Annotated in this window: 19 protein-coding genes and 2 pseudogenes; 18 read left to right on the top strand and 3 right to left on the bottom strand. The window is 72.3% G+C overall.

Going from position 1 to position 25,656, the window contains the following annotated elements:
- Window positions 1-48: 48 nt before the first annotated feature.
- The 3 genes from hydA (at window position 49) to JS756_RS10530 (ending at window position 4,139) form a co-directional block, all read left to right on the top strand.
- Window positions 49-1,449 carry a dihydropyrimidinase gene (gene hydA / locus JS756_RS10540; RefSeq protein ID WP_205382758.1) on the top strand — a complete coding sequence of 467 codons (1,401 nt, stop codon included), beginning with the start codon at window positions 49-51 and terminating at the stop codon, window positions 1,447-1,449.
- 21 nt (window positions 1,450-1,470) lie between these two features.
- The gene (locus JS756_RS10535) at window positions 1,471-2,490 is read left to right on the top strand and encodes a TIGR03842 family LLM class F420-dependent oxidoreductase (RefSeq protein ID WP_205382757.1); all 1,020 of its coding nucleotides are present in this window, start codon (window positions 1,471-1,473) and stop codon (window positions 2,488-2,490) included.
- Window positions 2,491-2,612: 122 nt separating this feature from the next.
- Window positions 2,613-4,139 carry an NCS1 family nucleobase:cation symporter-1 gene (locus JS756_RS10530; protein ID WP_205382756.1) on the top strand — a complete coding sequence of 509 codons (1,527 nt, stop codon included), beginning with the start codon at window positions 2,613-2,615 and terminating at the stop codon, window positions 4,137-4,139.
- 47 nt (window positions 4,140-4,186) lie between these two features.
- On the opposite strand, the gene JS756_RS10525 is transcribed toward JS756_RS10530, so the two are convergent.
- Window positions 4,187-4,855, bottom strand: coding sequence for a hypothetical protein (locus JS756_RS10525; protein ID WP_205382755.1), 669 nt, complete (start codon window positions 4,853-4,855; stop codon window positions 4,187-4,189).
- 523 nt (window positions 4,856-5,378) lie between these two features.
- Between JS756_RS10525 and JS756_RS10520 the strand changes: the two genes are divergently transcribed.
- The 3 genes from JS756_RS10520 (at window position 5,379) to JS756_RS10510 (ending at window position 8,454) form a co-directional block, all read left to right on the top strand.
- Window positions 5,379-6,227, top strand: coding sequence for an inositol monophosphatase family protein (locus JS756_RS10520; protein ID WP_205382754.1), 849 nt, complete (start codon window positions 5,379-5,381; stop codon window positions 6,225-6,227).
- Between the two features lie 272 nt (window positions 6,228-6,499).
- Entirely contained in the window at window positions 6,500-7,909 is a 1,410-nt protein-coding gene (locus tag JS756_RS10515) for a phytoene desaturase family protein (protein WP_205382753.1), read from the top strand.
- On the top strand, window positions 7,906-8,454 hold the full coding sequence (locus JS756_RS10510; RefSeq protein WP_205382752.1) for an O-acetyl-ADP-ribose deacetylase: 549 nt from the start codon (window positions 7,906-7,908) through the stop codon (window positions 8,452-8,454). Before JS756_RS10515 ends, JS756_RS10510 begins: the two co-directional genes overlap by 4 nt.
- Before the next feature lie 169 nt (window positions 8,455-8,623).
- Here the strand turns inward: JS756_RS10510 and JS756_RS10505 are convergent, their stop codons facing one another.
- Window positions 8,624-8,965: a hypothetical protein gene (locus tag JS756_RS10505; protein WP_205382751.1), complete on the bottom strand. Its 342-nt coding sequence runs from the start codon at window positions 8,963-8,965 to the stop codon at window positions 8,624-8,626.
- Between the two features lie 400 nt (window positions 8,966-9,365).
- On the opposite strand from JS756_RS10505, the pseudogene JS756_RS10500 reads away from it, so the two are divergent.
- The 3 genes and pseudogenes from JS756_RS10500 to msrA all read left to right on the top strand — a co-directional run.
- Window positions 9,366-9,584 (top strand): annotated as a pseudogene (locus tag JS756_RS10500) (branched-chain amino acid ABC transporter permease); the annotation flags it as partial.
- A 161-nt stretch (window positions 9,585-9,745) separates the two neighbouring features.
- Window positions 9,746-10,684, top strand: a complete 939-nt coding sequence (locus JS756_RS10495; protein ID WP_205382750.1) for an alpha/beta hydrolase — start codon at window positions 9,746-9,748, stop codon at window positions 10,682-10,684.
- Window positions 10,685-10,872: 188 nt separating this feature from the next.
- A complete protein-coding gene (gene msrA / locus JS756_RS10490; RefSeq protein ID WP_205382749.1) occupies window positions 10,873-11,394 on the top strand; it encodes a peptide-methionine (S)-S-oxide reductase MsrA in 522 nt (173 codons plus the stop codon).
- A 30-nt stretch (window positions 11,395-11,424) separates the two neighbouring features.
- Here msrA and JS756_RS10485 read toward each other — a convergent pair.
- Window positions 11,425-12,168, bottom strand: a pseudogene (locus tag JS756_RS10485) (alpha/beta fold hydrolase).
- A gap of 322 nt (window positions 12,169-12,490) precedes the next feature.
- Between JS756_RS10485 and JS756_RS10480 the strand changes: the two are divergent.
- The 9 genes from JS756_RS10480 (at window position 12,491) to JS756_RS10440 (ending at window position 25,577) form a co-directional block, all read left to right on the top strand.
- The gene (locus JS756_RS10480) at window positions 12,491-16,396 is read left to right on the top strand and encodes a glycoside hydrolase family 2 TIM barrel-domain containing protein (protein WP_205382748.1); all 3,906 of its coding nucleotides are present in this window, start codon (window positions 12,491-12,493) and stop codon (window positions 16,394-16,396) included.
- 155 nt (window positions 16,397-16,551) lie between these two features.
- Window positions 16,552-17,964: a dihydrolipoyl dehydrogenase gene (lpdA, locus tag JS756_RS10475; protein ID WP_205382747.1), complete on the top strand. Its 1,413-nt coding sequence runs from the start codon at window positions 16,552-16,554 to the stop codon at window positions 17,962-17,964.
- A 330-nt stretch (window positions 17,965-18,294) separates the two neighbouring features.
- Window positions 18,295-19,923 (top strand): AlkA N-terminal domain-containing protein, encoded by a 1,629-nt coding sequence (locus JS756_RS10470; RefSeq protein ID WP_275892672.1) that lies wholly within the window; start codon window positions 18,295-18,297, stop codon window positions 19,921-19,923.
- Window positions 19,920-20,447 carry a methylated-DNA--[protein]-cysteine S-methyltransferase gene (locus tag JS756_RS10465; RefSeq protein WP_205382746.1) on the top strand — a complete coding sequence of 176 codons (528 nt, stop codon included), beginning with the start codon at window positions 19,920-19,922 and terminating at the stop codon, window positions 20,445-20,447. The genes JS756_RS10470 and JS756_RS10465 overlap by 4 nt, the downstream gene beginning before the upstream one ends.
- Before the next feature lie 164 nt (window positions 20,448-20,611).
- Window positions 20,612-21,073, top strand: coding sequence for a DUF6325 family protein (locus tag JS756_RS10460; protein ID WP_205382745.1), 462 nt, complete (start codon window positions 20,612-20,614; stop codon window positions 21,071-21,073).
- Between the two features lie 29 nt (window positions 21,074-21,102).
- Window positions 21,103-21,414: an SHOCT domain-containing protein gene (locus JS756_RS10455; RefSeq protein WP_205382744.1), complete on the top strand. Its 312-nt coding sequence runs from the start codon at window positions 21,103-21,105 to the stop codon at window positions 21,412-21,414.
- A 452-nt stretch (window positions 21,415-21,866) separates the two neighbouring features.
- Window positions 21,867-22,655 carry an FHA domain-containing protein gene (locus tag JS756_RS10450; RefSeq protein ID WP_205382743.1) on the top strand — a complete coding sequence of 263 codons (789 nt, stop codon included), beginning with the start codon at window positions 21,867-21,869 and terminating at the stop codon, window positions 22,653-22,655.
- 20 nt (window positions 22,656-22,675) lie between these two features.
- The gene (locus tag JS756_RS10445; protein ID WP_205382742.1) at window positions 22,676-23,062 is read left to right on the top strand and encodes a hypothetical protein; all 387 of its coding nucleotides are present in this window, start codon (window positions 22,676-22,678) and stop codon (window positions 23,060-23,062) included.
- A gap of 409 nt (window positions 23,063-23,471) precedes the next feature.
- Window positions 23,472-25,577 carry a DUF1996 domain-containing protein gene (locus JS756_RS10440; protein WP_205382741.1) on the top strand — a complete coding sequence of 702 codons (2,106 nt, stop codon included), beginning with the start codon at window positions 23,472-23,474 and terminating at the stop codon, window positions 25,575-25,577.
- The last annotated feature ends 79 nt before the right edge of the window (window positions 25,578-25,656 follow it).

Here is a 25,656-nt window from a genome sequence, read left to right as displayed (position 1 = left end):
CGCGTACCCGCCGTACCCCCCGTACGCACGACCGGAAGGAGAGGGAGCATGAGCCGAACCGTCATCCGTGGTGGCCTCGTCATCACCGCGTCCGACGAGATCCACGCCGACGTCCTGATCGAGGACGGCCGCATCGCCGCCCTCGCCGCCTCCGGCACGCCGGCCGCAGAGGCCTGGACGGCCGACCGGGTCGTCGACGCCACCGGGAAGTACGTCGTCCCGGGAGGCGTCGACGTCCACACCCACATGGAACTGCCGTTCGGCGGCACGTTCGCGTCCGACACCTTCGAGACCGGCACCCGGGCCGCGGCCTGGGGCGGCACCACGACCATCGTCGACTTCGCCGTGCAGAGCGTCGGCCGCTCCCTGCGCGAGGGCCTGGACACCTGGCACGCCAAGGCCGAGGGCAACTGCGCCATCGACTACGGCTTCCACATGATCGTCTCCGACGTCGACGCGGAGACGCTCAAGGAGATGGATCTGCTGGTCGAGGAGGGCGTCACCTCGTTCAAGCAGTTCATGGCCTACCCGGGCGTCTTCTACAGCGACGACGGCCAGATCCTGCGCGCCATGCAGCGCTCCGCCGAGAACGGCGGCCTGATCATGATGCACGCCGAGAACGGCATCGCCATCGACGTCCTCGTCGAGCAGGCCCTCGCCCGCGGCGAGACCGACCCCCGCTACCACGGCGAGGTCCGCAAGGCCCTGCTGGAGGCCGAGGCCACCCACCGCGCCATCCGCCTCGCCCAGGTCGCCGGCGCGCCGCTGTACGTCGTGCACGTCTCGGCCGCCGAGGCGGTCGCCGAACTGGCCCGGGCGCGCGACGACGGGCTCAACGTCTTCGGGGAGACCTGCCCGCAGTACCTGTTCCTGTCCACCGACAACCTCGCCGAACCCGGCTTCGAGGGCGCCAAGTACGTCTGCTCCACCCCCCTGCGTCCGCGGGAGCACCAGGCCAGGCTCTGGCAGGGCCTGCGGACCAACGACCTCCAGGTCGTCTCCACCGACCACTGCCCGTTCTGCTTCGTCGGCCAGAAGGAACTCGGCCGCGGCGACTTCTCGAAGATCCCCAACGGACTCCCGGGCGTCGAGAACCGCATGGACCTGCTCCACCAGGCCGTCGTCGACGGGCACATCGGCCGGCGCCGCTGGATCGAGATCGCCTGCGCCACCCCGGCCCGCATGTTCGGCCTGTACCCCAAGAAGGGCACCATCGCGCCGGGCGCCGACGCCGACGTCGTCGTCTACGACCCGCACGCCGAACAGGTGATCTCCGCCGGGACCCACCACATGAACGTCGACTACTCGGCGTACGAGGGAAGGCGTGTCACCGGACGCGTCGAGACCGTCCTCTCGCGCGGCGAACCCGTCATCACCGAGCGCGAGTACACCGGGCGCGCCGGCCACGGCGTCTACACCCCGCGCTCCACCTGCCAGTACCTCCACTAACCCCCATCAGGAGCGGCGCCCATGGACTTCGGACTCGTCCTGCAGACCGACCCGCCCGCCTCCCGCGTCATCAACCTGATGCAGCGGGCCGAACACAACGGCTTCACCCACGGCTGGACCTTCGACTCCGCCGTGCTCTGGCAGGAGCCGTTCGTGATCTACAGTCAGATCCTCGCCCGGACCGAGCGACTGATCGTGGGTCCCATGGTGACCAACCCGGGCACCCGGACCTGGGAGGTCACCGCCTCCACCTTCGCCACCCTCAACGACATGTTCGGCAACCGCACCGTGTGCGGTATCGGCCGCGGCGACTCCGCGATGCGCGTCGCGGGCCGCAAACCCAACACCCTGGCCCGCATCAGCGAGGCCATGAAGGTGATCCGCGCCCTCGGCAGCGGCCGGGAGGCCGACCTCGGCGGCACGGTGGTCCGCTTCCCCTGGACCGAACCGGACGCGGCACTGCCGGTGTGGATGGCGGCGTACGGCCCCAAGGCGCTGAAGATGACGGGCGAGGAGGCCGACGGCTTCATCCTCCAGCTCTCCGACCTGTATCTGACGCGGTACATGGTGAAGGCCGTGAAGGACGCCGCCGTCGCCGCCGGCCGTGACCCGTCCGAGGTGACGATCTGCGTCGCCGCCCCGGCCTACGTCACCGACGACGACTCGCCCGCCGCGCTCGCCCACGCCCGCGAGCAGTGCCGCTGGTTCGGCGGGATGGTCGGCAACCACGTCGCCGACCTGGTCGCCAAGTACGGCGAGCACTCCTCCCAGGTGCCCGACGAACTCACCGAGTACATCAAGGCACGCCAGGGCTACGACTACGCCCACCACGGGCGCAGCGGCAATCCGGACACCGCCTTCGTGCCCGACGAGATCGTCGACCGGTTCTGCCTGATCGGCCCCGTCGAGCGGCACGTCGAGAAGCTGAACGCCCTGCGCGAGCTGGGCGTCGACCAGTTCGCCGTGTACGACATGCACGACGCGCAGGAGGCCGTCATCGACGCCTACGGACAGCAGGTCATCCCCGCCGTCAACGCCTGACCCCGCGCAAGGCTCCGACGCACCCGCCACCCCCCAGCCCTTGGTCGCCCCTTCCCGACGTCCCGGGAAGGGGCCGGTGCCCGCACGGCCACTTCCGACCCACCTCACCTGATGGGGCTGCCATGACCGACACCGCTTCCACCGCGACACCCCCGGCCACCCAGGTCACCCTCCCCGACGGGCGGGTGGAGCTCGCCCCCGGCTCCGCCGGCCCGAGCGGTCCGTACGCCAACGAGGACCTGCTGCCCGTCCCCGTCGAACGGCGGACCTGGACGACGTACAACTTCTCCGCGCTGTGGGTCGGCATGGCCCACAACACCGCCTCCTGGACCCTCGCCTCCGGCCTGATAGCCGTCGGCATGGACTGGAAGCAGGCGGTGCTCACCATCGCCCTCGCCAACGTCATCGTGCTGGTGCCGATGCTCCTCACCGGGCACGCGGGACCCAAGTACGGCATCCCCTTCCCGGTCTTCGCACGCGCCTCCTTCGGCATCCGCGGGGCCAACCTGCCCGCCGTCGTGCGGGCGTTGGTGGCCTGCGGCTGGTTCGGCATCCAGACCTGGATCGGCGGCGAGGCCATCTACTTCCTCGCCGGCAAGCTCATCGGCGCCGGCTGGAGCGACGCCGCGAAGGTCGGCGGGCAGGCCTGGACCATGTGGCTGTCGTTCGCTCTGTTCTGGGCGCTCCAGGTCGTGATCATCTACCGCGGCATGGAGACCATCCGCCGCTTCGAGAACTGGGCGGCGCCCTTCGTGCTCGTCGGCGCCTTCGTGATGCTGTGGTGGATGAGCAGCAGAGCCGGCGGCCTGGGCCCGCTGTTCGACCAGCCCTCGCGGCTGGGCTGGGGCGCCGACTTCTGGAAGCTGTTCTGGCCCTCCCTGATGGGCATGATCGGCTTCTGGTCGACGCTGTCGCTGAACATCCCCGACTTCACCCGCTACGGCCGCAGCCAGCGGGCCCAGACCTGGGGCCAGGCGCTCGGCCTGCCGACCACCATGACCCTCTTCGCGTTCCTGTCGGTGCTGGTCACCTCCGGCTCGCAGGCGGTGTACGGCGAGCCGGTCTGGGACCCGGTGCAGCTCGCGGCGAAGACGGACAACACGGTGGGCCTGCTGTACGCGTTGGTGACCGTGCTGGTCGCCACCCTGTCGGTGAACATCGCCGCGAACCTGGTCTCACCGGCGTTCGACTTCTCCAACCTCGCGCCCCGCAGGATCAGTTTCCGCACCGGCGCCCTGGCCACCTGCGTCCTCGGCGTGCTGATCTTCCCCTGGAAGCTGTACGCCGACCCGCAGGGCTACATCTTCACCTGGCTCGGCCTCGTCGGAGGCCTGCTGGGCACCGTCGCCGGCATCCTCATCGCCGACTACTGGCTGCTGCGCCGCGGCCGGCTCGACCTCGTCGACCTGTACCGCTCCGGGGGCCGCTACTGGTACCGGGGCGGCTGGAACTGGCGGGCGGTGGCCGCCTTCGTCACCGGCGGTGTCCTCGCGGTCGGCGGCGCGAGTCTCCGGCCCCTGGTCGACGGCCGTCCGATCCCCGCGCTGGAACCGCTCGCCGACTACGGCTGGGCGGTCGGGCTGGGTACGTCGCTGGTGCTGTACCTGCTGCTGATGGCGACCCGCCGGAGCCGCGAGACGGCCGCCTGACGCCGAGGCCTGGGGAGGACCCGCCGGCGACCGGGGAGGGGCGGGTCCTACCGGCCCTTCCCCAGCGCCGCCACGGCCTCCTTCGCGGCCTTGATGGCCCCCTTGTTGATCTCGTCCGTACCCGGCGCCTTCTTCGACTCGAAGTCGCTGCCGTTGTACGTCACCACGACCAGGGCGTTGTCGGCGCGCGCGATGACGACGCCCTCCCGGGTCTGCTGCTTGTCCTCGGTGGTGAGGTTCACGACGGAGTAGGCCTCGTCACCGAGCCCCGGGACCGCGCCGCCTCCGCTCTTCTCCGCGATGCGCTCCATGTACGACGTGTGCGCATCGTCCGCCGAGTCGGCGATGTCGAAGGTCACGTCGAGCCACCGGTAGTCGTAGCCCTTGAGGGCGTTCCAGGTGCAGGTGCGGCGCGCCGTGCGGTCCGTGGACGGTATCTCCTTGCCGGCCGTCTTCGCGCCCGGCACCAGCGACCCGATCGTCTTCGCTCCCACACCCTGACAGGGCGCGGGGGCCGCCGTGTACGTCTTCGACACCGCGGACGCCGACGGGGCCGAGGCCGACTGCGTGGCCGTCTTCGCGGGAGCGGGCTTCCCTCCGGCGGCCGGCGCCGCCGGGGCGAGAGGGCCGGAGGACAGGGCCCAGCCGACCGTGGCGAGCACGGCGACCGGGGACAGGCGCGCGGTCAGAGTGAGCGGCAGGGGAAGAGATCGCACGGCGCACTTCTCGTGGGGGAGGGCTGCGGACCCCGTCCACAGTGCGGACGGGACGACAGTGTCACACGAGTCCGTGTGGTGCGGAAGGGTCAACTCGCTCCGTGCACGCGTGGTGACGCAGCAGTGCCGGCGGCGGGGCCCGGCACGGCTCCGTCGCCCGTGCCGCGACCGGCGTGTTTGCGGCCGACCCGCCGGAGCGGGCCGCCGCGGCCGGGCACCCCGGCCGCCGCCCGGCCCGAGGGGCGGTCCAACCGGGCGTGTCCGTACGCGGGTTGGGCGGACCGGCCGAGGGGCCTGAAGCCCGGTTGTCCGGAAGCGTCGCACGGATGTCGCCGGCCTGTTCGGGGAGCGGGCGGGCCGTCGGACGCTGAGCACCCGCGGTGCCGGCCGCGCCCGCCGCGCGGGTGGAGGCACCGCCCCCGCGGGCGCCGCCGGGGCGGCGGGCCCGCGCTGTTCACGCCGATTCCACCGGGTGTGCACGGCCCCGGTGGGGATTGTCAGTGGCGCGTGCTCTCATGGAGGGGTGATCAAGAACAGCGAAACCATCGACGAGTTTCTCGCCCGCCACTCGGACGACGTGGAGGAGGCGGTGCGCACGGCCGCCGCGGCCGAGATCGTGCCCCGCTTCCGGCGGCTCGCCGCGCACGAGGTCGACGAGAAGAGCGGCCCGCACGACCTGGTGACCGACGCCGACCGCCGGGCCGAGCTCCACCTCACCGAGGCCCTCGGCGCACTGCTGCCCGGGTCCGCCGTGGTCGGCGAGGAGGCGGTGCACGCCAACCCGTTGTCGTACGAGGCGATCCGCGGCGAGGCTCCGGTCTGGATCGTCGACCCGGTGGACGGCACACGGCAGTTCGTGCACGGCGACGACGGCTTCTGCACCCTGGTCGCCCTGGCCCAGGGCGGCGTGGTCCACGCGTCCTGGACGTACGCCCCGGCCCGCGGCCAACTCGCCGTCGCCGTACGGGGCGGCGGCGCCTACCTCGACGGGAAGCGGTTGTTCGCCGGGCCCCCGGAGCCGGGCCGCGACCTGCGAGTGGCCACCTCCCACCCCGACTACACCACCGAGGAGCAGAAGCTCGCCCTGCTCGGCCTGCGTACCTCCGGCGTCGCGCCCCGCCCCTGCGGCTCGGCCGGCCTGGAGTATCTCGCCGTGGCCCGCGGGGAGTCGGACGCCACGGCGTTCTCCTGGGAGGCCGCCTGGGACCACGCGGCCGGCCTGCTGCTGGTGGAGGAGGCCGGCGGCGCCCACCTCACCGTCACCGGCGAGCCGTTCCGCATCACCGGCGGGAACGACCTGCCCTTCACCGCGGCCCGGGACGCCGCCACGGCCCGCCGGATCGCGGCGCTGCTGGCGGGCGGCGGCGCCTGAGACCCGGGGCGCGCCCCACGGGGTCCCCGTGGACGGCGGTGTCCCGCTCATCGGCGCCGACCCGCGTGCCGAACCCGGCCGGGCCACGAGGGAGGCACGCGCCCCCTGCCCGGCGACACGCCGCACGCGCGGCCGGCCTCCACCGCGCGGCCGGCCTGCGCCCCGGCGCCCCGCCCCGCGCACACCCGCCCCCGCGGTCTGCCGGCGCCCCGGCCTATCCTGATGCCCTGAGGCAGGCCGTCGGCTGACGAAGGAGTCCGAAGGTGCCGTCGATGCTCGATGCAGTCGTGGTGGGTGCGGGGCCGAACGGCCTGACCGCTGCCGTGGAGCTGGCCCGCCGCGGCTTCTCCGTGGCGCTGTTCGAGGCCCGCGGCACCGTGGGCGGCGGCGCCCGTACCGAGGAGCTGACGCTGCCGGGCTTCCGCCACGACCCCTGCTCCGCCGCGCACCCCCTGGCCGTCAACTCGCCCGCGTTCCGCGCCATGCCGCTGCACCGCTACGGCCTGGAGTGGCTGCACGCCGAACTGCCGATGGCGCACCCGTTCGCCGACGGCGGTGCCGCCGTGCTCTCCCGCTCCGTCGCCGAGACGGCCGCCTCCTTCGGCCCGCGCGACGCAGGTGCCTACCGCAGGCTCGTCGAGCCGTTCCTGCCCCGCTGGGACACCCTGGCCCGGGACTTCATGTCCCTGCCGCTGACGGCGCTCCCGCGCGACCCGGTCACCCTCGCCCGCTTCGGACTGGCCGGCCTGCCGCCGTCCACCTGGCTCATGCGCCGCTTCAAGGACGAACGCGCCCGTACCCTCTTCGCCGGCCTCGTCGCCCACGTCATGGCCCCGTTGAACGGGATCGCGACCGGCGCGGTCGGCCTCGTCTTCGCGCTCGCCGCGCACGCCCGCGGCTGGCCCGTCGCCCGCGGCGGCTCCCAGTCCGTCTCCGACGCCCTCGCGGCCTACCTCACGGACCTGGGCGGCAGCATCCACACCGACTACGAGGTCAAGCGCCTGGACGACCTGCCGCCGGCCCGCGCCTACGTCTTCGACACCTCACCCACCGCCCTGGCCCGCATCGCCGGTCTCGGTCGCACCTACGAGGGCTTCCGCTACGGCCCCGGTGTCTTCAAGATCGACTATGCCCTGGACGGCCCCGTCCCCTGGACGGCGCCCGAGGCCCGCGCCGCCGGCACCGTGCAGATCGGCGCGGACAGCGCGGAGATCGGCACCGCTCTGCGCGCCGCCTCCCGCGAGGGCCGTGCCCCCGACAGACCGTTCCTGATCACCGTCCAGCCCAGCGTCGTCGACCCCACCCGCGCCCCCGGCGGCAAGCACGTCTTCTGGGCCTACGGCCACGTCCCCCACGGCTGGACCGGCGATCTCACCGACGCCGTCGAACGCCAACTGGAGCGCTTCGCCCCCGGCTTCCGGGACCGCGTCCTCGCCCGCGCCACCATGGGTCCGGCCGAACTCGCCGCTCGCAACGCCAACTACGTCGGCGGCGACATCGCCACCGGCGCCGTCTCGGGCCTGCAGACCCTGCTGCGTCCCCGACCGACCCTGTTCCCCTACAGCACGCCGCACCCCGCCGTGTTCATCTGCTCGTCGGCCACCCCGCCCGGCCCCGGTGTGCACGGGATGTCCGGCCACAACGCCGCGAAGGCGGTGTGGAGGAGGCTGAGGCAGTCATGACCACCCTCACACTCGTCCAGGGCGACATCACACTCGAGAGCGTCGACGCGATCGTCAACGCGGCCAACTCCTCCCTGCTGGGCGGCGGCGGAGTCGACGGTGCCATCCACCGCCGCGGCGGTCCCGCCATCCTGGAGGAGTGCCGCAGGCTCCGCGCCGCACGGTACGGCGGAGGCCTGCCCACCGGGCAGGCGGTCGCGACGACCGCCGGCGCCCTGGACGCCCGCTGGGTCATCCACACCGTCGGCCCGGTCTACCAGCGGTCGGGCGCCGATCCCGGGCTGCTCGCCTCCTGCTACCGGGAGTCGCTCAAGGTGGCCGACTCCCTCGGGGCGCGCTCCGTGGCGTTCCCCGCCATCTCCACCGGCGTGTACCGATGGCCGATGGACGACGCGGCCCGCATCGCGGTGGAGACGGTGCGGGGCATGGAGACCGCGGTCGAGGAGGTCAGGTTCGTGCTGTTCGACGAGCGGGCGTTCCGTGCGTTCGCCGAGCAGGTCCGCACGCCGTACGGCGGCGGTCAGGGGCCTTCGCCGGAGTCCTGAGGACCGGGGCGCGGGGTACGACGCCCGCAGCAGGTGCTCCCTCGGCCGGCCGTGCCCCCTCCGGCGGGCCCTGCCACGGGTCTGCCCGCACGATCCCGACGTCACGGGGCGTCCCACGTGCGGCTCCGCCGGAGGAACCGGCGTCGGTGGCTGCGCCGGCGCGCGAGGGTCAGGTGAGCCGCCGTCCCCTCTTCGCCGACCGCCGGTCGTGCTCCTTCGTGTCCCACCACTCCTCCAGATGGGCATGGACGAGGTGCACGAGCTGCCGCAGCCGGTCGGGAGGAGGCGCGGGCGAGGCGAACACGTCTGCCCAGGACCTGTCGTCCCAGGGCAGAGTGACCGCCCGACGCTCATCCGGGTGGCCCCGGCGAACCACGGCCGACCGGTACGTCAACGTCACACCGCGGTCCGGACGGTGCTCGACCGACATCCCGACGACGTCGCAACGGATTCCGTCAGCGGTGACGTACGAGCGACTCAGCACCCGCTCGGCCGGAGTCCGTTCCGCCATGGGGATCCACCACCCTTTCACGTCGGTACACGGCCGCGGGGCGGGGCCGGAGCCGGTGAGGCACGCGGGCCGGGGCGGCCGCGCCGGGCGGGCGCACCGCCCATGATCGCCGTTCCCGTCACATCGCAGCTATGTGGGCTGGATATATGAGGATGCTTGCAGTTGCAGCGTGCAACACCATGTCCGCAGCGGTTCAGGACTCCTACCGTCCCATCCGTCAGCAACGGCGCCGCCACCGAGGTCCGCCGCGGATGTGCCCGCACCATCAGGGCACGGACCAGGACCGGGGCGGCCACCACGTTCCGGGAGCCGGTCAGATGTCCACGATGTCCGCGAACACCGCACACCCCCGCCGCATCTCCACCCTCGCCGCAGGCACCACCCTCGCGGTCGTCGCCGTTCGGGCACCCGCTGGGGCCCGATGCTGGGCGGCATCCTCTACACCTGGGCCGACCAGCGCCTCGGTGACGTAGCCGACTCGGCGGTCGTCGCGGACCTGCCCGCCGTGCTGCGTGTCCCGCTCAGCCGGCCACTGTTCCTGCTCGGCGTCCTCTTCGTGGTCGTCGTCGACGTCCTGCCCGGCGGGCTCGCCGTGCTGCCGGGCCGCATCCGCAACGCGCGGGCCGCCCGCCGCGGCACCCGGGACGCCGCGCGGCGCGGGCAGCGGTCGGCCCGGCCCGGGCCGGACCCCGCCGACCGGCGCACCGGAACACCCGCCGACCGTGCCACGCCCGGCACCGAAGCCCCCGCCCACGCCGAGCACAGGGAAAGGGAAACGACGTGACCCCCTCCGACACCGCGCCCGCGGGCGCCCGCCCCGCCCCCGAGCCGCTGCCCTTCGAGGAACTCCGGGTCCCCGTACCCGGCGGCGACCTGACCGTGCTGCGCTGGGCCGCGCCCGACCCCGCGGCGCCCACGGTGCTCGCCCTGCACGGGATCACCGCCAACGCGCTGAGCTGGGGCCCGGTGGCCCGCCGCCTCGCAGGCCGGGCCACACTCGTCGCCCCCGACCTGCGGGGGCGGGCGGGCAGCGCGGACCTGCCGGGACCGTACGGCATCGCCGTGCACGCCGACGACGCGGCCACGGTCGCCGAGGCGCTCGGGCTGCACCGGCCGGTGCTGGCCGGGCACTCGATGGGTGCGTTCACGGCCGCGCTGGCCGCCGTACGCCACCCGCAGCGCTTCGGCCGGCTGCTGCTCGTGGACGGCGGGGCCGGCTTCCCGGCGCCTACCCACCTGTCGCCCGACGAACTGCTGACGGCGGTCATCGGGCCGGCCATGAACCGGCTGTCGATGACGTTCCCCGACCGCGCCTCCTACCGCGCCTTCTGGCAGGCGCACCCCGCGTTCGCGCGGCGGTGGACGCCGGAGGTCGACGCGTACATCCAGCGCGACCTGGTCGGACACGAGCCGCAGCTGCGGTCCTCGTGCCGGGTGGAGGCCGTCCGTGCCGACGGCACCGGCCTGTTCGGCGACGACGTGCTCGCCGCGGTGCACCGGCTGCCCGCCCCCGCCACCCTGGTCCTGGCCGAGCGGGGCCTGCTGGACGAACCGCAGGGCCTGTACGACGCGGACCGCCTGGCCTCGGTGCTCGACGGCGCCCGTGTGACGGTGCTCCACGCCCCGGACACCAACCACTACACGCTGCTCACCGGTGAGGAGGGCGCGGCCCTGATCGCCGGCCTGCTCCTGGATGCCGCCGGGCAGGAGGCCTCCTGACGGGCGGCGGGGACGGCTCCCGGGCAGACGGCGGAGGGGCCGTCACCGGCTGCCGTCACCGGCCCCGGGGACGGTGATCGCGTTCCCGGTGCCGCACACTGCACACTGGAGAAGATGACCGAGCAGGGCGGCGCGCGGGTCCGGGACGTCACAGCCGGTGTCCGCGCAGCGCCGACAGGGAGTGCGACATGACAGTCCGAACCGAGCGGGCCGTACTGGCGGGCGGCTGCTTCTGGGGCATGCAGGACCTGATCCGCAAGCAGCCCGGAGTGGTGACCACCCGCGTCGGCTACTCCGGGGGAGACACCCCCCACGCCACGTACCGCGACCACGGCGACCACGCCGAGGCCATCGAGATCGTCTACGATCCCGCGGCCACGGGCTACCGGGAGGTGCTGGAGTTCTTCTTCCAGATCCACGACCCGACGACCCGGGACCGGCAGGGCAACGACATCGGCCGCAGCTACCGGTCCGCCATCTTCTACACCGACGACGAGCAGCGCCGGATCGCGCTGGACACCATCGCGGACGTGGAGGCGAGCGGGCTGTGGCCGGGCACGGTGGTCACCGAGGTCGAGCCGGTGGGTGACTTCTGGGAGGCCGAGCCGGAGCACCAGGACTACCTGGAGCGCTATCCGAACGGCTATACCTGCCACTTCCCGCGCCCGAACTGGAGGCTGCCCAAGCGGGCCGCCACGCCTGCGGAGTGACGGGCCGGCTCCCGGCCGGCCCGCCCCCGCTCAGCTCTCGAGGAACTCGACGAGATCCGCGTCGAACCTCCCCTTGTCCCCGGCGGCCGTCGCGATGCCGTGCGAGCCGCCCTCGTACACCTTCAGGGTGGCGCCGGGGATGATGCGTGCGCTCTTGCGCGCCGTGGCGTCGATCCCCTCGTGGAAGTCCGTGCACCCGAAGGCGTCCAGGCAGCCGAAGCCGCCCTGGACGGTCTGGTGCACGGCCATGAACCAGAGGGCGTCCAGGTTGCCCTGGGTGACCCTGCTGCCCTTGCGTCCGGCGGAGAAGAACCCGACCGCGGTGTTCTTCCAGAACTGGGACCGATCGGCCAGGATGCCGGCCTTGATCTCGTCGAAGACCTGGTCGGGGACGCCTTCGGGGTCTCCGGGCTCTGGAGCGTCAGCGGAAGGGATCGCCGACAGCAGTACGGCCGACCTCAGCCGGGACGTGCCGTGCCGGCCGATGTACCGGGCCAGTTCGCTGCCACCCATGGAGTGGGCGACCAGGGTCACCTCGGTCAGGCCGAGGAGTCGGCGAGGTCGGCGAGGTCGTAGCCGTCGTACACCGGAGTGGAGCGGCCGTGGCCGCGGCGGTCGTGCGCGACGGCGCGGAACGGCGTCGGCGACCGCCTTCATCTGGTCCTGGCAGGTGTCGCCGTCGAGCGGCCGGCCGTGGAGGAAGACCACGGTCCGTCCCGTGCCCCAGCCCTTGTGGAAGATCTCGATGCCGTCGCGCGTGGTGCAGTAGGGCATGTCCGGTCCTCCTCGGGGAGGGGGAGCGGTCGCGGTCCGTGGCGCGACCCGTCCCGTCCCACTGCGGATGTCCGCGCCCCGCATCCGGTGGGCGATCGATCATCAGGAACACACAAACTCCGACAGGATCATTGCCTTGCGTGAGCCTCGGCCCTAGGGTGTGCCTGTCTCAGTAGCCGTGCCGACACCTGCAGTGAGCGCCCATTCGGCTCGTGCGTGCTCTCGTTCGAAATATCAACATTTTCGAAATACAAACAGCACTGAACACAATCCGACGCACCTCAGCCCGCAGCCCACGGGCGCCACGAGGAAGGCCACGGTCATGCCGCACCCGCACGCGTCCCGGCCCGCCCCCGCGGGACGGACCCCCTTCAGCCGCCGCCGGCTCCTGGAGTCGTCGGCCGCCGTCCTCGGCGCCCTGGCCCTCTTCGGCCCGCCGGGGCGTGCGTACGCGGCCGACACGAAGGACGCGGCGGCCGGGCCGCCGGAGTGGAACGCACTGATGGACGTCTTCGAGCTGGGCACCGAGCCCCCGCACACCACCCTCATGCCGTACCCGGACCTCGCGCACGCCCTGGCCGCCGACCGCACCGCGTCGCCCTACCGGCTCGGCCTCGACGGCGCCTGGAGGTTCGCCTACGCCGACCGACCCGCCGACCGGGACCCCGACTTCCACCGCACCGACCTCGACGACAGCGGCTGGGAGACCGTCCCCGTCCCGTCCGTGTGGCAGCTGCACGGCCACGACTTCCCCGTCTACGTCAACGTCACCTACCCCTACTGGGGGCCCAACGGCCACGGCGAGGACCCCCAGCCGCCCTCGGCACCGACCCGCTACAACCCCGTCGGCCAGTACCGGCGCACCTTCACCGTCCCGGACGACTGGGCCGGCCGCCGCACCTTCCTGCACTTCGAGGGCGTCAAGTCCGCCCACTACGTGTGGATCAACGGCCGGCTGGTCGGCTACCACGAGGACTCGTACACGCCCGCCGAGTACGACATCACCGACCACCTGCGACCGGGCACCAACCAGATCGCCGTCGAGGTCTACCGCTACTGCGACGGCGACTGGCTGGAGGACCAGGACATGATCAGACTGAGCGGCATCTTCCGCTCGGTCCACCTGTACTCCACCCCACCGGTGCACCTGCGCGACTTCACCCTCGTCACCCCCCTCGGCGACGGATACCGCAGCGCCGAGCTGTCGGTCACCGCCCGTGTGCGGGCCTACGGGAACCGCCCCGGCGGCCGGTACACCGTCGACACCATGCTGTACGACGCCGCCGGGCACCCCGTCTGGCCCCGCCCGCTCGTGCAGCCGCTCGACGTGCCCGACGGTGGCGAGGGCACCGTGCAGGCCGCCCGTGCCGTGCCCTCGCCGAGACTCTGGTCGGCGGAGGACCCCTACCTCTACACCGCCGTCCTCCAACTGCGCGACCCCGCCGGCCAGGTCACCGAGACCCTCTCGCACCGCGTCGGCCTGCGCGAGTTCGCCCTCGTAGACGGCCTGATGCGGATCAACGGCAGGCCCGTCTCCCTCCGCGGCACCAACCGGCACGAGATGCATCCCGACCGCGGCACCGCGCTCACCCGTGCCGACATGGTCGAGGACGTCACCCTCATCAAGCGGATGAACATGAACTCCGTCCGCACCTCGCACTACCCCGACAACCCCCAATGGCTGGAACTCGCCGACGAGTACGGCCTGTACCTCGTCGACGAGACCAACCTGGAGACCCACGGCATCCGCAGCCGGTACCCCGGCGACCACCCGGAATGGACGGCCGCCTGCCTGGCCCGCGCCAGGAACATGGTCCACCGCGACAAGAACCACGCCTCGGTCGTCATCTGGTCGCTGGGCAACGAGGCCGGCGGCGGCAGCACCTTCGTGGCCATGCACGACTGGATCCGCTCCTGCGACCCCACCCGCGTCATCCAGTACGAGGGCGACGACCGCCCCGGCATCAGCGACATCCGCTCCGCGATGTACGAGAGCCCGGCGCGCGTGGCGCAGCGCGCCGCGGACACCGCCGACACCCGGCCCTACGTCATGATCGAGTACGCCCACGCGATGGGGAACTCGTGCGGCAACCTCACGGAGTACTGGGACCTCGTCCGCCGCCACGCCGTGCTCCAGGGCGGCTGGATCTGGGACTTCGCCGACCAGTCCCTGCGCCGGCCCACCCCCGCGCGCACCCTGCTCACCGAGTCCGGGCCCGCCCGGCTGCGCGGCGAGATCCTCGCCGCCGCCGGCACCTTCGACCGTGCACGGGGCCTGTCCGGCGCCACCGTCTTCGCCCGCGACCCCCGGCTGGACCTCACCGGCTCCCTCACCCTGGAGGCGTGGATCACCCCGCGCTTCACCGGCTACCACCAGCCGATCATCGCCAAGGGCGACACCCAGTACGCGCTGAAGCAGACCGGGCGGAAACTGGAGTTCTTCATCTACGGCGGCAGCGGCTGGATCAGCGCGAACTGGTCCCTGCCCGACGACTGGACCGGCACCGAGCACCACGTCGCCGGCGTCTTCGACGCCGCCGCGGGCACCCTGACGCTGTACGTCGACGGCATGGTCAGGGCCACCCGCACCACGACGAGCCGGCCGAGCAGCAACACCGCCCCGCTCTCCCTCGCCGTCGACGCCGACACCATGACCCGCGAGTTCAGCGGTACCGTCCGCCGCGCCCGGGTGTACGCCCGCGCCCTCGGCGCCGCCGAACTGGCCGACACCGGCCGCGGTCCGGACGGCGCCGACGTCCGCTTCTGGTTCGACGCGGCCACCGCGGCCCTCTCCCAAAAGCAGCCGGGGGACGAGACCTTCCTCTCCTACGGCGGCGACTGGGGCGACAATCCCAACGACGGCAACTTCGCCGCCAACGGCATCGTCACCGCGGACCGCGGCCACACCGGCAAGGCCGCCCAGATCAAGCGGATCCACCAGGCGATCGGCGTCACCTGGGCGGCCCGCGACGACCGTACCGTGCGAGTCACCAACGAGCACCTGTTCACCGACCTCCGCGACTTCGACGCCGCCTGGACCCTGGTCGCCGACGGACAGGCCCTGCAGAGGGGGGAGCTGGCACGCCCTCAACTCGAAGTGGCCCCGCTGTCCGCACGGGACGTCACCCTTCCCCTGCAACTGCCCGCGGATCCGGCGCCCGGCACCGAGTACTTCCTCGACCTCTCCTTCACCCTCCGCGAGCCCACCCCGTGGGCGAAGGCGGGCTTCGAGGTGGCGCGGGCACAGCTCCCACTCGCCGCGGCCGGCCCGGCCGTCACCCCCGTACCGCTGCGGAGCGTCCCCGCGCTCCGCCACGAGGACGGCGGCACCGCCGTCACCGTCACCGGCCGGGACTTCGACGTCACCGTCGACCGGCGCACCGGCGTCATCACCTCCTACCGGGCCCTGGGGCGCGACCTGATCGTGTCCGGCCCCGCCCCCAACTTCTGGCGGGCCCCCACCGACAACGACCACGGCAACGGCCAGCACACCCGCAACCGCACCTGGCGCGACGCCGGCACCCGCCGCACCGTCACCGCCGTCACCGTGCACGCCCTGCTCGACCGGGCGGTGCGGATCGAGGTGACCGGCACCCTGCCGACGACCGCCACCTCGACGTACACCACCACCTACACGGTGTTCGGCAACGGCGAGATCCGCGTCGACAACACGCTGCACCCCGGGGCGGCGAGCCTGCCGTACATCCCTGAGGTCGGCACCCTGCTGTTCCTGCCCGCCCGGCTGGAGCACCTGCGCTACTACGGACGCGGCCCCGAGGAGAACTACCGGGACCGCAACGACGGCACCGACGTGGGCCTGTGGTCCGGCACCGTCTCCGGGCAGTGGACCCCCTACATCCGCCCCCAGGAGAACGGCAACAGGACGGACGTGAGGTGGCTGGCCCTCACCGACGGCGACGGCAGCGGCCTGCTCGTCAGCGGGGAGCCGCTGATCGAGTTCAACGCCTCCCACTTCACCCCGGAGGACCTCTCCCTCGCCGCCCGCCACGACTACCAGCTCGACCCCCGTGAGGAGGTGGTCCTCCGGGTCAACCACCGGCAGATGGGCGTCGGCGGCGACAACAGCTGGGGGGCCCAGACCCACGACGCGTACAAGCTCTTCGCGAACCGCGACTACGCCTACACCTACCGGCTGCGGCCCCTCGCGGACCCGGCCGGGGCGACGGCGGCGTCGAGGCGCCCCACGGCCGTGGACCCCGGCGACTGAACCGGCGCGGGCACGGCGCCGTGCGACGGGGGACACGCACCTGACGGCCGGACCCTGCCCGGAGGGTGGGAGGTCCGTGGACGGTGTGGCGAGGAGCAGGCCGGGGCGGAAGAATCACTTCGAGCCGACTGAACCGTGCCGAAAGGTGGTCCCCCATGGCCGAGCAGGACGATCGCTTCGACGTCGTGGTCCTGGGTGCGGGCCCCGGCGGCTACGTCGCCGCGATCCGCGCCGCACAGCTGGGCCGCCGCGTCGCCGTCGTGGAGGAGAAGTACTGGGGCGGTGTGTGCCTGAACGTGGGCTGCATCCCGTCCAAGGCGCTGCTGCGCAACGCCGAGCTGGCGCACATCGTCACCCGCGAGGCGAAGACGTTCGGGATCAAGGTGGACGGGCAGGTGACATTCGACTACGGGGAGGCGTTCCGCCGCAGCCGCAAGGTCGCCGACGGCCGGGTCAAGGGCGTCCACTACCTGATGAAGAAGAACAAGATCACGGAGCTGGACGGCCGCGGCACCTTCCTCGACCCGCACACCCTGGAGGTCGCAGGTTACGACGGCAACACCCGCACCATCGGCTTCGACCACTGCATCATCGCCACCGGCGCCACACCGAAGCTGCTGCCCGGCACCCGACGCACCTCCCGGGTGGTCACCTACGAGGAGCAGATCCTCGCCGAGGATCTGCCCGAGTCGATCGTCATCGCCGGGGCCGGCGCCATCGGCGTCGAGTTCGGGTACGTGCTGCACAACTACGGCGTGAAGGTGACGATCGTCGAGTTCCTGGACCGCATGACCCCGCTGGAGGACGCCGAGGTCTCCGCCGAGCTCGCCAAGCAGTACCGCAGGCTCGGCATCGACGTGCTCACCGCCACCCGGGTCGACGGCATCGACGAGTCCGGCCCCCGGGTCCGCGTGACCGTGACCGCCGAGGACGGCTCGCAGCAGGTCCTGGAGGCCGACAAGGTGCTCCAGGCGATCGGGTTCCAGCCGAACGTCGAGGGCTACGGCCTGGAGAAGACCGGGGTGCGCGTCACCGAGCGCGGCGCCATCGACGTCGACGGCCGCTGCCGTACCTCCGTCCCGCACCTCTATGCCATCGGCGATGTCACGGCCAAGCTGATGCTGGCCCACGCGGCGGAGGCGATGGGCGTGGTCGCCGCGGAGACCGTCGCGGGCGCGGAGACGATGGAGCTCGACTACGCCATGATCCCGCGCGCCACCTACTGCCAGCCCCAGATCGCCAGCTTCGGCTACACCGAGGAGCAGGCCCGCGACCTCGGGTACGACGTCAAGGTGGCGAAGTTCCCCTTCACCGCCAACGGCAAGGCGCACGGACTCGGCGACTCCACCGGCTTCGTGAAGCTGATCAGCGACGCGACCCACGGCGAGCTCATCGGCGGCCACCTCATCGGCCCCGACGTCACCGAGCTGCTGCCGGAGCTGACGCTGGCCCAGCAGTGGGACCTGACCGTCCACGAGGTCGCCCGCAACGTCCACGCCCACCCGACGCTGGGGGAGGCCGTCAAGGAGGCGGTCCACGGACTGGCCGGACATATGATCAACTTCTGAGCCCCTGGGCCGTGCACCGTGCCGCGCGGCAGGGGGAGGGGCGCCACCGGCCGCGCGGGCGACCGCACCCGCCCCCGCCGCCGCCTCCGCCGGGTCCACAGGGCCGACCCGGTCGCGCGGCCCCGTGCACGGCGGGGCGGTCGCGACGTTCCGCACCGCGCCGGACGGCCGCCGCTCCCGTACGGCGTCTTTGGCCACCACCGCTCCACCGGGCTCGTCGGCCCCGGCGGACAGCCGCTGCCCGGCCGGCGCGGAGAGCGGTCCGGGCGGGCCGACGTCGATGTCGGATTCCCGCCAGCCCCACCCGGTCACGTGCCCCACGCTTGACCCATGCAGAACGGGATGCACACCGACCGGGAGCGCTGTGTGCGCGCCGTCCAGTCCAAGGACGCCCGCTTCGACGGCTGGTTCTTCACCGCCGTCGTGACCACCGGCATCTACTGCCGGCCGAGCTGCCCGGCGGTGCCGCCGAAGCCCGTCAACATGGTCTTCCACCCCAGCGCCGCGGCCTGCCAGCAGGCCGGCTTCCGGGCCTGCAAGCGCTGCCGGCCCGACACCAGCCCCGGCTCACCGCAGTGGAACCAGCGCGCCGACCTCACCGCCCGCGCGATGCGGCTGATCGCCGACGGCGTCGTGGACCGCGAGGGCGTACCCGGCCTCGCCGCACGGCTCGGCTACAGCGCCCGCCAGGTCGAACGCCAGCTTCTGGCCGAACTCGGCGCGGGCCCGCTCGCCCTGGCCCGCGCCCAGCGCGCCCGGACCGCCCGCCTCCTCGTCGAGACGACCACGGTGCCCATGGCCGACGTCGCGTTCGCCGCCGGCTTCTCCTCCGTCCGCACCTTCAACGACACCATGCGCCAGGTCTTCGCCCTCAGCCCGAGCGAGCTGCGCGCCCGCGCCCCGAAGGAGGCCGCCGCACCTCGGCCTGAGACCGCCCCGGCGACCGGGCCCGGCGCCCTGAACCTGCGCCTGCCCTTCCGCGCCCCGCTCCACCCCGACAACCTCTTCGGGCACCTCGCCGCCACCGCCGTCCCCGGGGTGGAGGAGTGGCGGGACGGCGCCTACCGGCGCACGCTGCGTCTGCCGTACGGGTACGGCGTCGTCGCGCTCACCCCCGAACCCGGCCACATCGCCTGCCGACTCACCCTCAGCGACCTGCGCGACCTCACCGTCGCCATCAGTCGCTGCCGTCGCATGCTCGACCTGGACGCCGACCCCGTCGCCGTCGACGACCAGCTGCGCACCGACCCGGTGCTCGCGCCGCTGGTCGACAAGGCACCCGGGCGGCGCGTGCCGCGTACCGTCGACGAGGCCGAGTTCGCCGTCCGGGCCGTGATCGGCCAGCAGGTCTCCACGGCCGCCGCCCGCACCCACGCGGCACGCCTCGTCGCCGCGCACGGTGACCCGGTCCACGACCCCGAGGGCGGCCTCACCCATCTCTTCCCGACGCCCGGGGCACTCGCCGCCGTCGACCCCGGGACGCTGGCGATGCCGCGGACCCGGAGCACCACCCTCACCACCCTGGCCGGCCGACTGGCCGACGGCTCACTGCGCCTGGGCGCGGACAGCGACTGGGCCGAGGCCCGCGCCCGCCTCCTGGAACTGCCCGGCTTCGGCCCCTGGACGGCCGACGTCGTCGCGATGCGCGCGCTCGGAGACCCCGACGCCTTCCTCCCCACCGACCTCGGCATCCGCCGTGCCGCCCGGGACCTGGGTCTGCCCTCCACCCCGGCGGCACTGACCGCCCGCGCGGCTGCCTGGCGCCCCTGGCGGGCCTACGCGGTCCAGTACCTGTGGGCCACCGACAGCCACCCGATCAACCTCCTCCCCGGCCCGGCGCGGCGGCCGGAGCACCGTCCGCGGCCCGGCCAGGCCCGGCCTGGGGGCCCGCGCCGCGTGCCACCGAACCCCCCGAACGGCCTCGGCCGCAGCACCCGCGACATCGAAGGGCAGCCATGAAGCAGCACACCGTGACCGACAGCCCCCTCGGGCCCCTCACCCTCGTCGCCCGGGACGGCCTCCTGTGCGGGCTCTACATGACCGGCCAACGGCACCGCCCCGCACAGGAGACGTTCGGCGAGCGGGACGACACCCCCTTCGGGGAGGCGAAGGCACAGCTGGAGGCCTACTTCGCGGGGGAGCTGACCGAGTTCACGCTGCCCCTGCGCATGGACGGGACGCCGTTCCAGCGCCGCGTGTGGGACCTGCTCAGGGGCATCCCCTACGGCCGGACACGCACGTACGGCGACCTCGCCGCGGCCCTCGGCAACCCCACCGCGTCCCGGGCCGTCGGCCTCGCCAACGGCCGGAACCCCATCGGCGTCATCGTCCCCTGCCACCGCGTCGTCGGCGCCGGCGGCAGCCTCACCGGCTACGGCGGCGGCCTGGAGCGCAAGCGCCGCCTGCTGGACCTCGAAGGGGAGGCGGCCCTGATCCCGGGGCTCCTGCGTACAGGCTGCGACGACCGGACGGAACCCCGCTGAGGCGCACACGACGTGCGCGGCCCCGGCACCGATGGTGGAATTGAGGTGCCTACGAAGGAAACGAAGCGAACGTCGGAAACGGCGCGCCCGTCCGCCCGCGCGGACACCGGTCGGTGCGGTCGGGCGAGATCGTCGTGTCCCCTCCACTCCTCAGGAGTGAGCACATGAGTGACGCTGTGGAAGAAATGGGTCCCGTCGACTACCTGGTCGTCGAGTTCCCCGGCAACCGGATGACGGGAGAGGGGCTGCCGCTGCTCGTCGACCTCGTCGACCGCGGCATCATCCGCCTCCTCGATCTCGTCTTCGTCCGCAAGGACGAGGACGGCTCGGTCTCCGTCGTGGAGCTCGCGGACCTCGGGGAAGAGGTGGACCTCTCCGTGTTCAGCGGCGTGTCCTCCGGCCTGATGGGGCAGGAGGACATCGACGAGGCGGGAGCCGTGCTGGAACCGGGCAACTCCGCGGCACTCGTGATCTACGAGAACGTCTGGGCGGCGCCGCTGGCGCAGGCGCTCCGGCGCAGCGGCGCCCAGCTCGTGGCGGGTGGGCGTGTACCGGTCCAGGCACTGCTGGCCTCCCTCGAGGCGGCGGAGGCCACGCCGCCCGGCAGCGGTCCCGCCGCCGCCTGACACCGCACCACCACTGGGAGATGAGAGACATGCCTGGACTGCTCCGCGGTGTCGCACGCACCGCCGTCGTGGCGGGCACCGCCACAGCCGTGTCGAACCGGGTCTCGCGACGCCAGGCCGGCCGGTGGGCGCAACAGGACTACGCGCAGCAGACGGCGTACCAGCAGCAGGCCCCCGCGGCACCCGCACCGGAGGCACAGGCCCAACGCGCCCCGTCGGACGGATCCCCGGACGACATGGCGGACCGGATCGCCCAGCTCAAGGAGCTGAGCGAGCTGAAGGCCCAAGGAGTCCTCACCGACGAGGAGTTCGAGGCCCAGAAGCGCCGCGTACTCGGCTGACGCCCCGGGCGCCCCCGGCCGACGGCGCCCGGTTCCACCGGGTGTCCGCGGTCGGCCCCGTTCCCCGTCGGCGCTCTCGTCGTACGGCGTCGGCTCGGGCGGGAGAACGCGTCGTGACCCGCGATCGGCGGCCACGCCCGCCGGCCCCGCCGCAGGGGGACTCACCACCCCCGGCCCCCGCTGCCGAAGCCTGTCGGGGCGCGGGAGGCGGGGCGTGACGAGGTCGCGAGGTACATGCGGGTGTGCCAGACTGAAACCGGAAGTATCAGGAGAAAGTCCTGAGCAAGGTGGCATCGCCTCGGAAGCAGCGGAGCCCTCGGGGCAATTCCCCGACTTCTCACCTCGACCGGGGGTGAGCGATCGGGAAGGACCGGCTCCCGTGCAGGGCGGGGCGTGCGATGACCGCCGCGACCGAACCCGACCTTTGCGTCCAGTCCCGGCGGGGTGGGATCATGGCGAGCCGTCCTGACTGCTCCGATCCCCAGCTGACGGTCATTCACCCTGCGCATCTCCAGGGTGCCCCCCATCATCTGGCCGGCGTCCGATCCGTCCTGGGCCGGGACCCGGGCTGCGACATGAGGATCGACGACCCGTATGTGAGCGGCAGGCACGCCGTGCTGAACCGCTCGGGCGCGCAGGTGGTCCTGGAGGACCTGGGGTCCGCCAACGGCACCCTGGTGAACGACCGCCCGGTCCGCGCTCCGTGGACGCTCCACGACGGAGACGTACTCACCTTGGGAACGGTGAGCCTCCGGTACGAGTGGCCCCGCAACGCCCCACTCCGGCAAGGGACGAGGGGGGCCACGGCTCTGATGCCCGCCGCGCACGGCACGCGTCGGTTCGATGTGGGCCGCCAGTACGGCGCAAGCATCAACAACGTCGGCGGCGACCAGTACATCGATCAACGGCAGGAGAGCTTCCTCCGCCACATCGCTGCGGCCCGCACCAGGGCTCGCAGGCTCATCCTCATCGGTCTGGTGATCTTCCTGGCCGGCTTCGCCGTCTTCGCCTGGGGAATCCTGCGCTTCATGGGCCACATCGGTGATCCCATACCCCAGGACCCCAACAAGTGGCCCGACCCGGGGGACATGTTCGGCGCGGACATCAACGGCATTCCGGTGTTCCTCATCGGTTGGGCAGCCGCGGCCGCCGGCCTTCTCCTGATGGCGATCGGGCTGGTGATGCACATCGTCACCGCAGCGCGCCGGCGCTCGTTCGATGCCGCGGCGCGCCGGCACTGACGCACGCGAGAGGAACTGCGGTGACCTTCAACATCGGCAGCCAGCAAGGCAACATCAACAACGTCGCCGGTGACCAGACCATCCACGGCGGCCAGCACGGCGACTTCACGACGGTCATGGATCCGCAGGCCCTGCTCGGCCTGCTGCGCACGGAGATCGACCGTCTCGGACTCCCGCCCGATGTCGCGAGGCAGGTGAACGACGAGGTCGACTCCCTCGACGCCGAACTCGGTTCCCCGTCTCCCGACCGGCCCACCGTGGCCCAGCGCCTGGCTCGGATCACCGGGCTGGTGAAGACGGCGGGCGCCGTGGTCACCGCCGGCGGGACCCTCGCGGGGGTGCTGTCCTCGTTCGCTGCCTGGCTCGGCCCGATCGGCGACTCCGTCCTCCACGCCCTCGCGGGGTAGCTCTCAGCGCCGGCCGGTCGGCCACCGAACAGGTACACCGTCACCACCGATCGGATCCGCCAGGAGTGTCGGCGCATCTCCGCATGGCCCATGCAGCGCGCGTACGTCCGGAGTCGCACCGCCTCGGGTCCCACCGCCGGGGCGCTCGGAGACCGCGGTCGCCGGGGACTTCGGAGTCACACGTCGTGGGCGGAGGGGATGCCGGTTTCGTCGCCGCGGACGGCCACCGGTCGGCCCGCCCGCTTCGCCCGGTCCCACCCGCACCGCGCTGCGCTCCGGTCGCCGCGCGCAACGAAACCGTCATGAATTCGTGGGGCGTTTGAACGCTGCCGGGGTCGTCTGCGTAGGACATGGAAGGTCTTCACTTTGACCGTCATTCCGGGGCAGCACGACGCGTAGGAGTATTTTCGTGAGACGCAACGCACGCAGACGACCTACCGGCGCACGGCGCGCCACCTTCGCATCGGTCGCGCTGATCATGGGCGGAGGGGGGCTCGTAGCGGCGAACTTCTATGCTTCGGCGCACGAGACGAACGACTCCGGGCAGAACCGGACGAAGGCCGCTGCGGCCCAGATAGCGACAATCAAGTGTCCGGACGTCGGCCAGCAGTTGGCGGACGTGCCGCACAAGGCACGGGCCGGCGTCGACATGGAGCTGGCGAACCTCGACAAGCAGGTCAACGAGGCCTACGCGAGGCTGGCGTCCACGCGCCAGGCACAGGCAGGTGACACGTCGTTCGTGCAGAACGCGATCCTCGGTCCGCTGAAGGACAAGCGGTCCGCGGTGATCGACAGGATCAGGATGGACATCGAGCGCGTCGGCGGCACCTTCGACGACTCGCTGAAGGAACTCGCGAACTGCACTGCAGTGGCCGCCGATCAGGTGCGGGCCGATGCCGGCCAGAACAACGGCGACCAGCAGCCGGGTGGTGAGCAGGGGCAGAACAACAACGGCGGGCAGCAGAACATCGGCGGGCAGGCCGGCAACGGTCCGGTGGCGGACGACTTCGTCGACATCACCAAGGTCCGGCCCAACGTCCAGCCGGCGCCGCAGCCCAACGGCAGTGCCTCGATCGGCACGTTCAGCGTCTCCTGCGGTGTCAACGAGAACAACAACTTCAACACCGACAACCTGATCGTGGCGCCCGGTGTGAACAACGGCGCCCACCACACGCACGACTATGTGGGCAACCAGGACGTCAACGCCTTCTCCAAGGACCAGGACCTGGCCGCCGCCACCACCAGCTGCTCCGAACAGGACGACAAGTCGGCCTACTACTGGCCGGTTCTGCGACTGCAGGACGGCAACAAGGAGTTCGACGACAACAAGCTCGGCGGCGGGGCGGAGGGCAACGCGGGCAGGATCCTCAAGGCGAAGACGGCCGAGATCAAGTATGTCGGCAGCCCGACGAGCAAGGTCGTCGCGATGCCGAAGTTCCTGCGCATCATCACCGGTGACGCCAAGGCGTTCAGCAACGGCACGGCGAATGCCAACGCGCACTGGAGCTGCACCGGCTTCGAGGACAAGGTGCAGCTGACGGACAAGTATCCGCTGTGTCCCCAGGGCAGCGGCGTGGTCCGCTCGTTCGCCTTCCAGAGCTGCTGGGACGGCCGGAACATCGACAGCGCCAACCACCGCTCGCACGTCGCCTTCGCCGACGCCGAGGGCAACTGCCAGAACGGCTTCGAGGCGATTCCGCAGCTGACGATGCGGCTGGTGTACGACGTTCCGACGCCGACCATCGAGAACGGTCAGGTGAAGAATCCGTTCGCCGTCGACGGGTTCCAGGCCGAGCTGCACAAGGCGATCACCGACCACGACGACTTCATCAGCGTCATGGACGGCGATCTGATGAACAAGGTGGTCGACTGCATCAACAACGGCCGGCAGTGCGGCACCGGAGTCGATGAACAGCCACAGGACAAGCCGGCGGCGACCGTTGAACCGAAGGCGACCGTTGACGCGGGTACCGCATCCGGGGGCGGCCAGGACGGCATGAACCACGACACCTCCGGGGGCATGAACCCGCCGCAGGCATCGGCCGGCACGCGGGCAACCGAACCGTCGCGCGGCGACTCGACCACCGCCCCGAGCGCGGCCCCCAGGGCGGACAAGGCGTCCTCCCCGGCCTACCAGCAGGACAAGGCGCCTTCGTCGGGTGAGCAGCAGGACATGGCGCCTTCGTCGGGCGAGCAGCAGGACAAGGCGCCTTCGTCGGGCGAGCAGCAGGACAAGGCCCCCTCGTCGGGCGGACAGGAGGACGAGCCCGCAGAGGCATCCCAGAACGGCTCGGACGACAGCCAGGTCACCGGGACGGCCGAGCCCGAGGCGTCGTCGGTCGCGTCGCCCCCCGGTGGCGGTTCTTCCTCCACGGAGCCGCAGACCGAAACGCAGACGGTCGCGGGTGATCTGGCCGAGACCGGCACGACCCTGTGGCCCGCCGTGGTCGGCGGGACGCTCATGATCGCCGGTTCGGTGCTTCTGCTCGCCAAACGGCGGCGGCGCTCCGCGTGAGGTGACGTCACGGGCAAGAGCCCACGCGCGAGAACGCCCGTACCTGCGCGCCGGCAGGTACGGGCGGCCGTGCACACCG

Origin of the sequence: Streptomyces actuosus (genome assembly GCF_016921115.1) — a bacterium.
GTDB lineage: Bacteria > Actinomycetota > Actinomycetes > Streptomycetales > Streptomycetaceae > Streptomyces > Streptomyces actuosus_A.
The sequence above is the reverse complement of the archived record's forward strand: the minus strand, read 5'-3'. Positions and strand labels throughout refer to the sequence as shown.

Bases quoted from the DNA above. Each gene is read 5' to 3' on its own strand.
- hydA (WP_205382758.1), top strand. From the start codon at position 49: ATGAGCCGAACCGTCATCCGTGGTGGCCTCGTCATCACCGCGTCCGAC.
- JS756_RS10535 (WP_205382757.1), top strand. From the start codon at position 1,471: ATGGACTTCGGACTCGTCCTGCAGACCGACCCGCCCGCCTCCCGCGTC.
- JS756_RS10530 (WP_205382756.1), top strand. From the start codon at position 2,613: ATGACCGACACCGCTTCCACCGCGACACCCCCGGCCACCCAGGTCACC.
- JS756_RS10515 (WP_205382753.1), top strand. From the start codon at position 6,500: ATGCTCGATGCAGTCGTGGTGGGTGCGGGGCCGAACGGCCTGACCGCT.
- JS756_RS10510 (WP_205382752.1), top strand. From the start codon at position 7,906: ATGACCACCCTCACACTCGTCCAGGGCGACATCACACTCGAGAGCGTC.
- JS756_RS10505 (WP_205382751.1), bottom strand. From the start codon at position 8,965: ATGGCGGAACGGACTCCGGCCGAGCGGGTGCTGAGTCGCTCGTACGTC.
- msrA (WP_205382749.1), top strand. From the start codon at position 10,873: ATGACAGTCCGAACCGAGCGGGCCGTACTGGCGGGCGGCTGCTTCTGG.
- JS756_RS10480 (WP_205382748.1), top strand. From the start codon at position 12,491: ATGCCGCACCCGCACGCGTCCCGGCCCGCCCCCGCGGGACGGACCCCC.
- lpdA (WP_205382747.1), top strand. From the start codon at position 16,552: ATGGCCGAGCAGGACGATCGCTTCGACGTCGTGGTCCTGGGTGCGGGC.
- JS756_RS10470 (WP_275892672.1), top strand. From the start codon at position 18,295: ATGCAGAACGGGATGCACACCGACCGGGAGCGCTGTGTGCGCGCCGTC.
- JS756_RS10465 (WP_205382746.1), top strand. From the start codon at position 19,920: ATGAAGCAGCACACCGTGACCGACAGCCCCCTCGGGCCCCTCACCCTC.
- JS756_RS10460 (WP_205382745.1), top strand. From the start codon at position 20,612: ATGAGTGACGCTGTGGAAGAAATGGGTCCCGTCGACTACCTGGTCGTC.
- JS756_RS10455 (WP_205382744.1), top strand. From the start codon at position 21,103: ATGCCTGGACTGCTCCGCGGTGTCGCACGCACCGCCGTCGTGGCGGGC.
- JS756_RS10450 (WP_205382743.1), top strand. From the start codon at position 21,867: ATGGCGAGCCGTCCTGACTGCTCCGATCCCCAGCTGACGGTCATTCAC.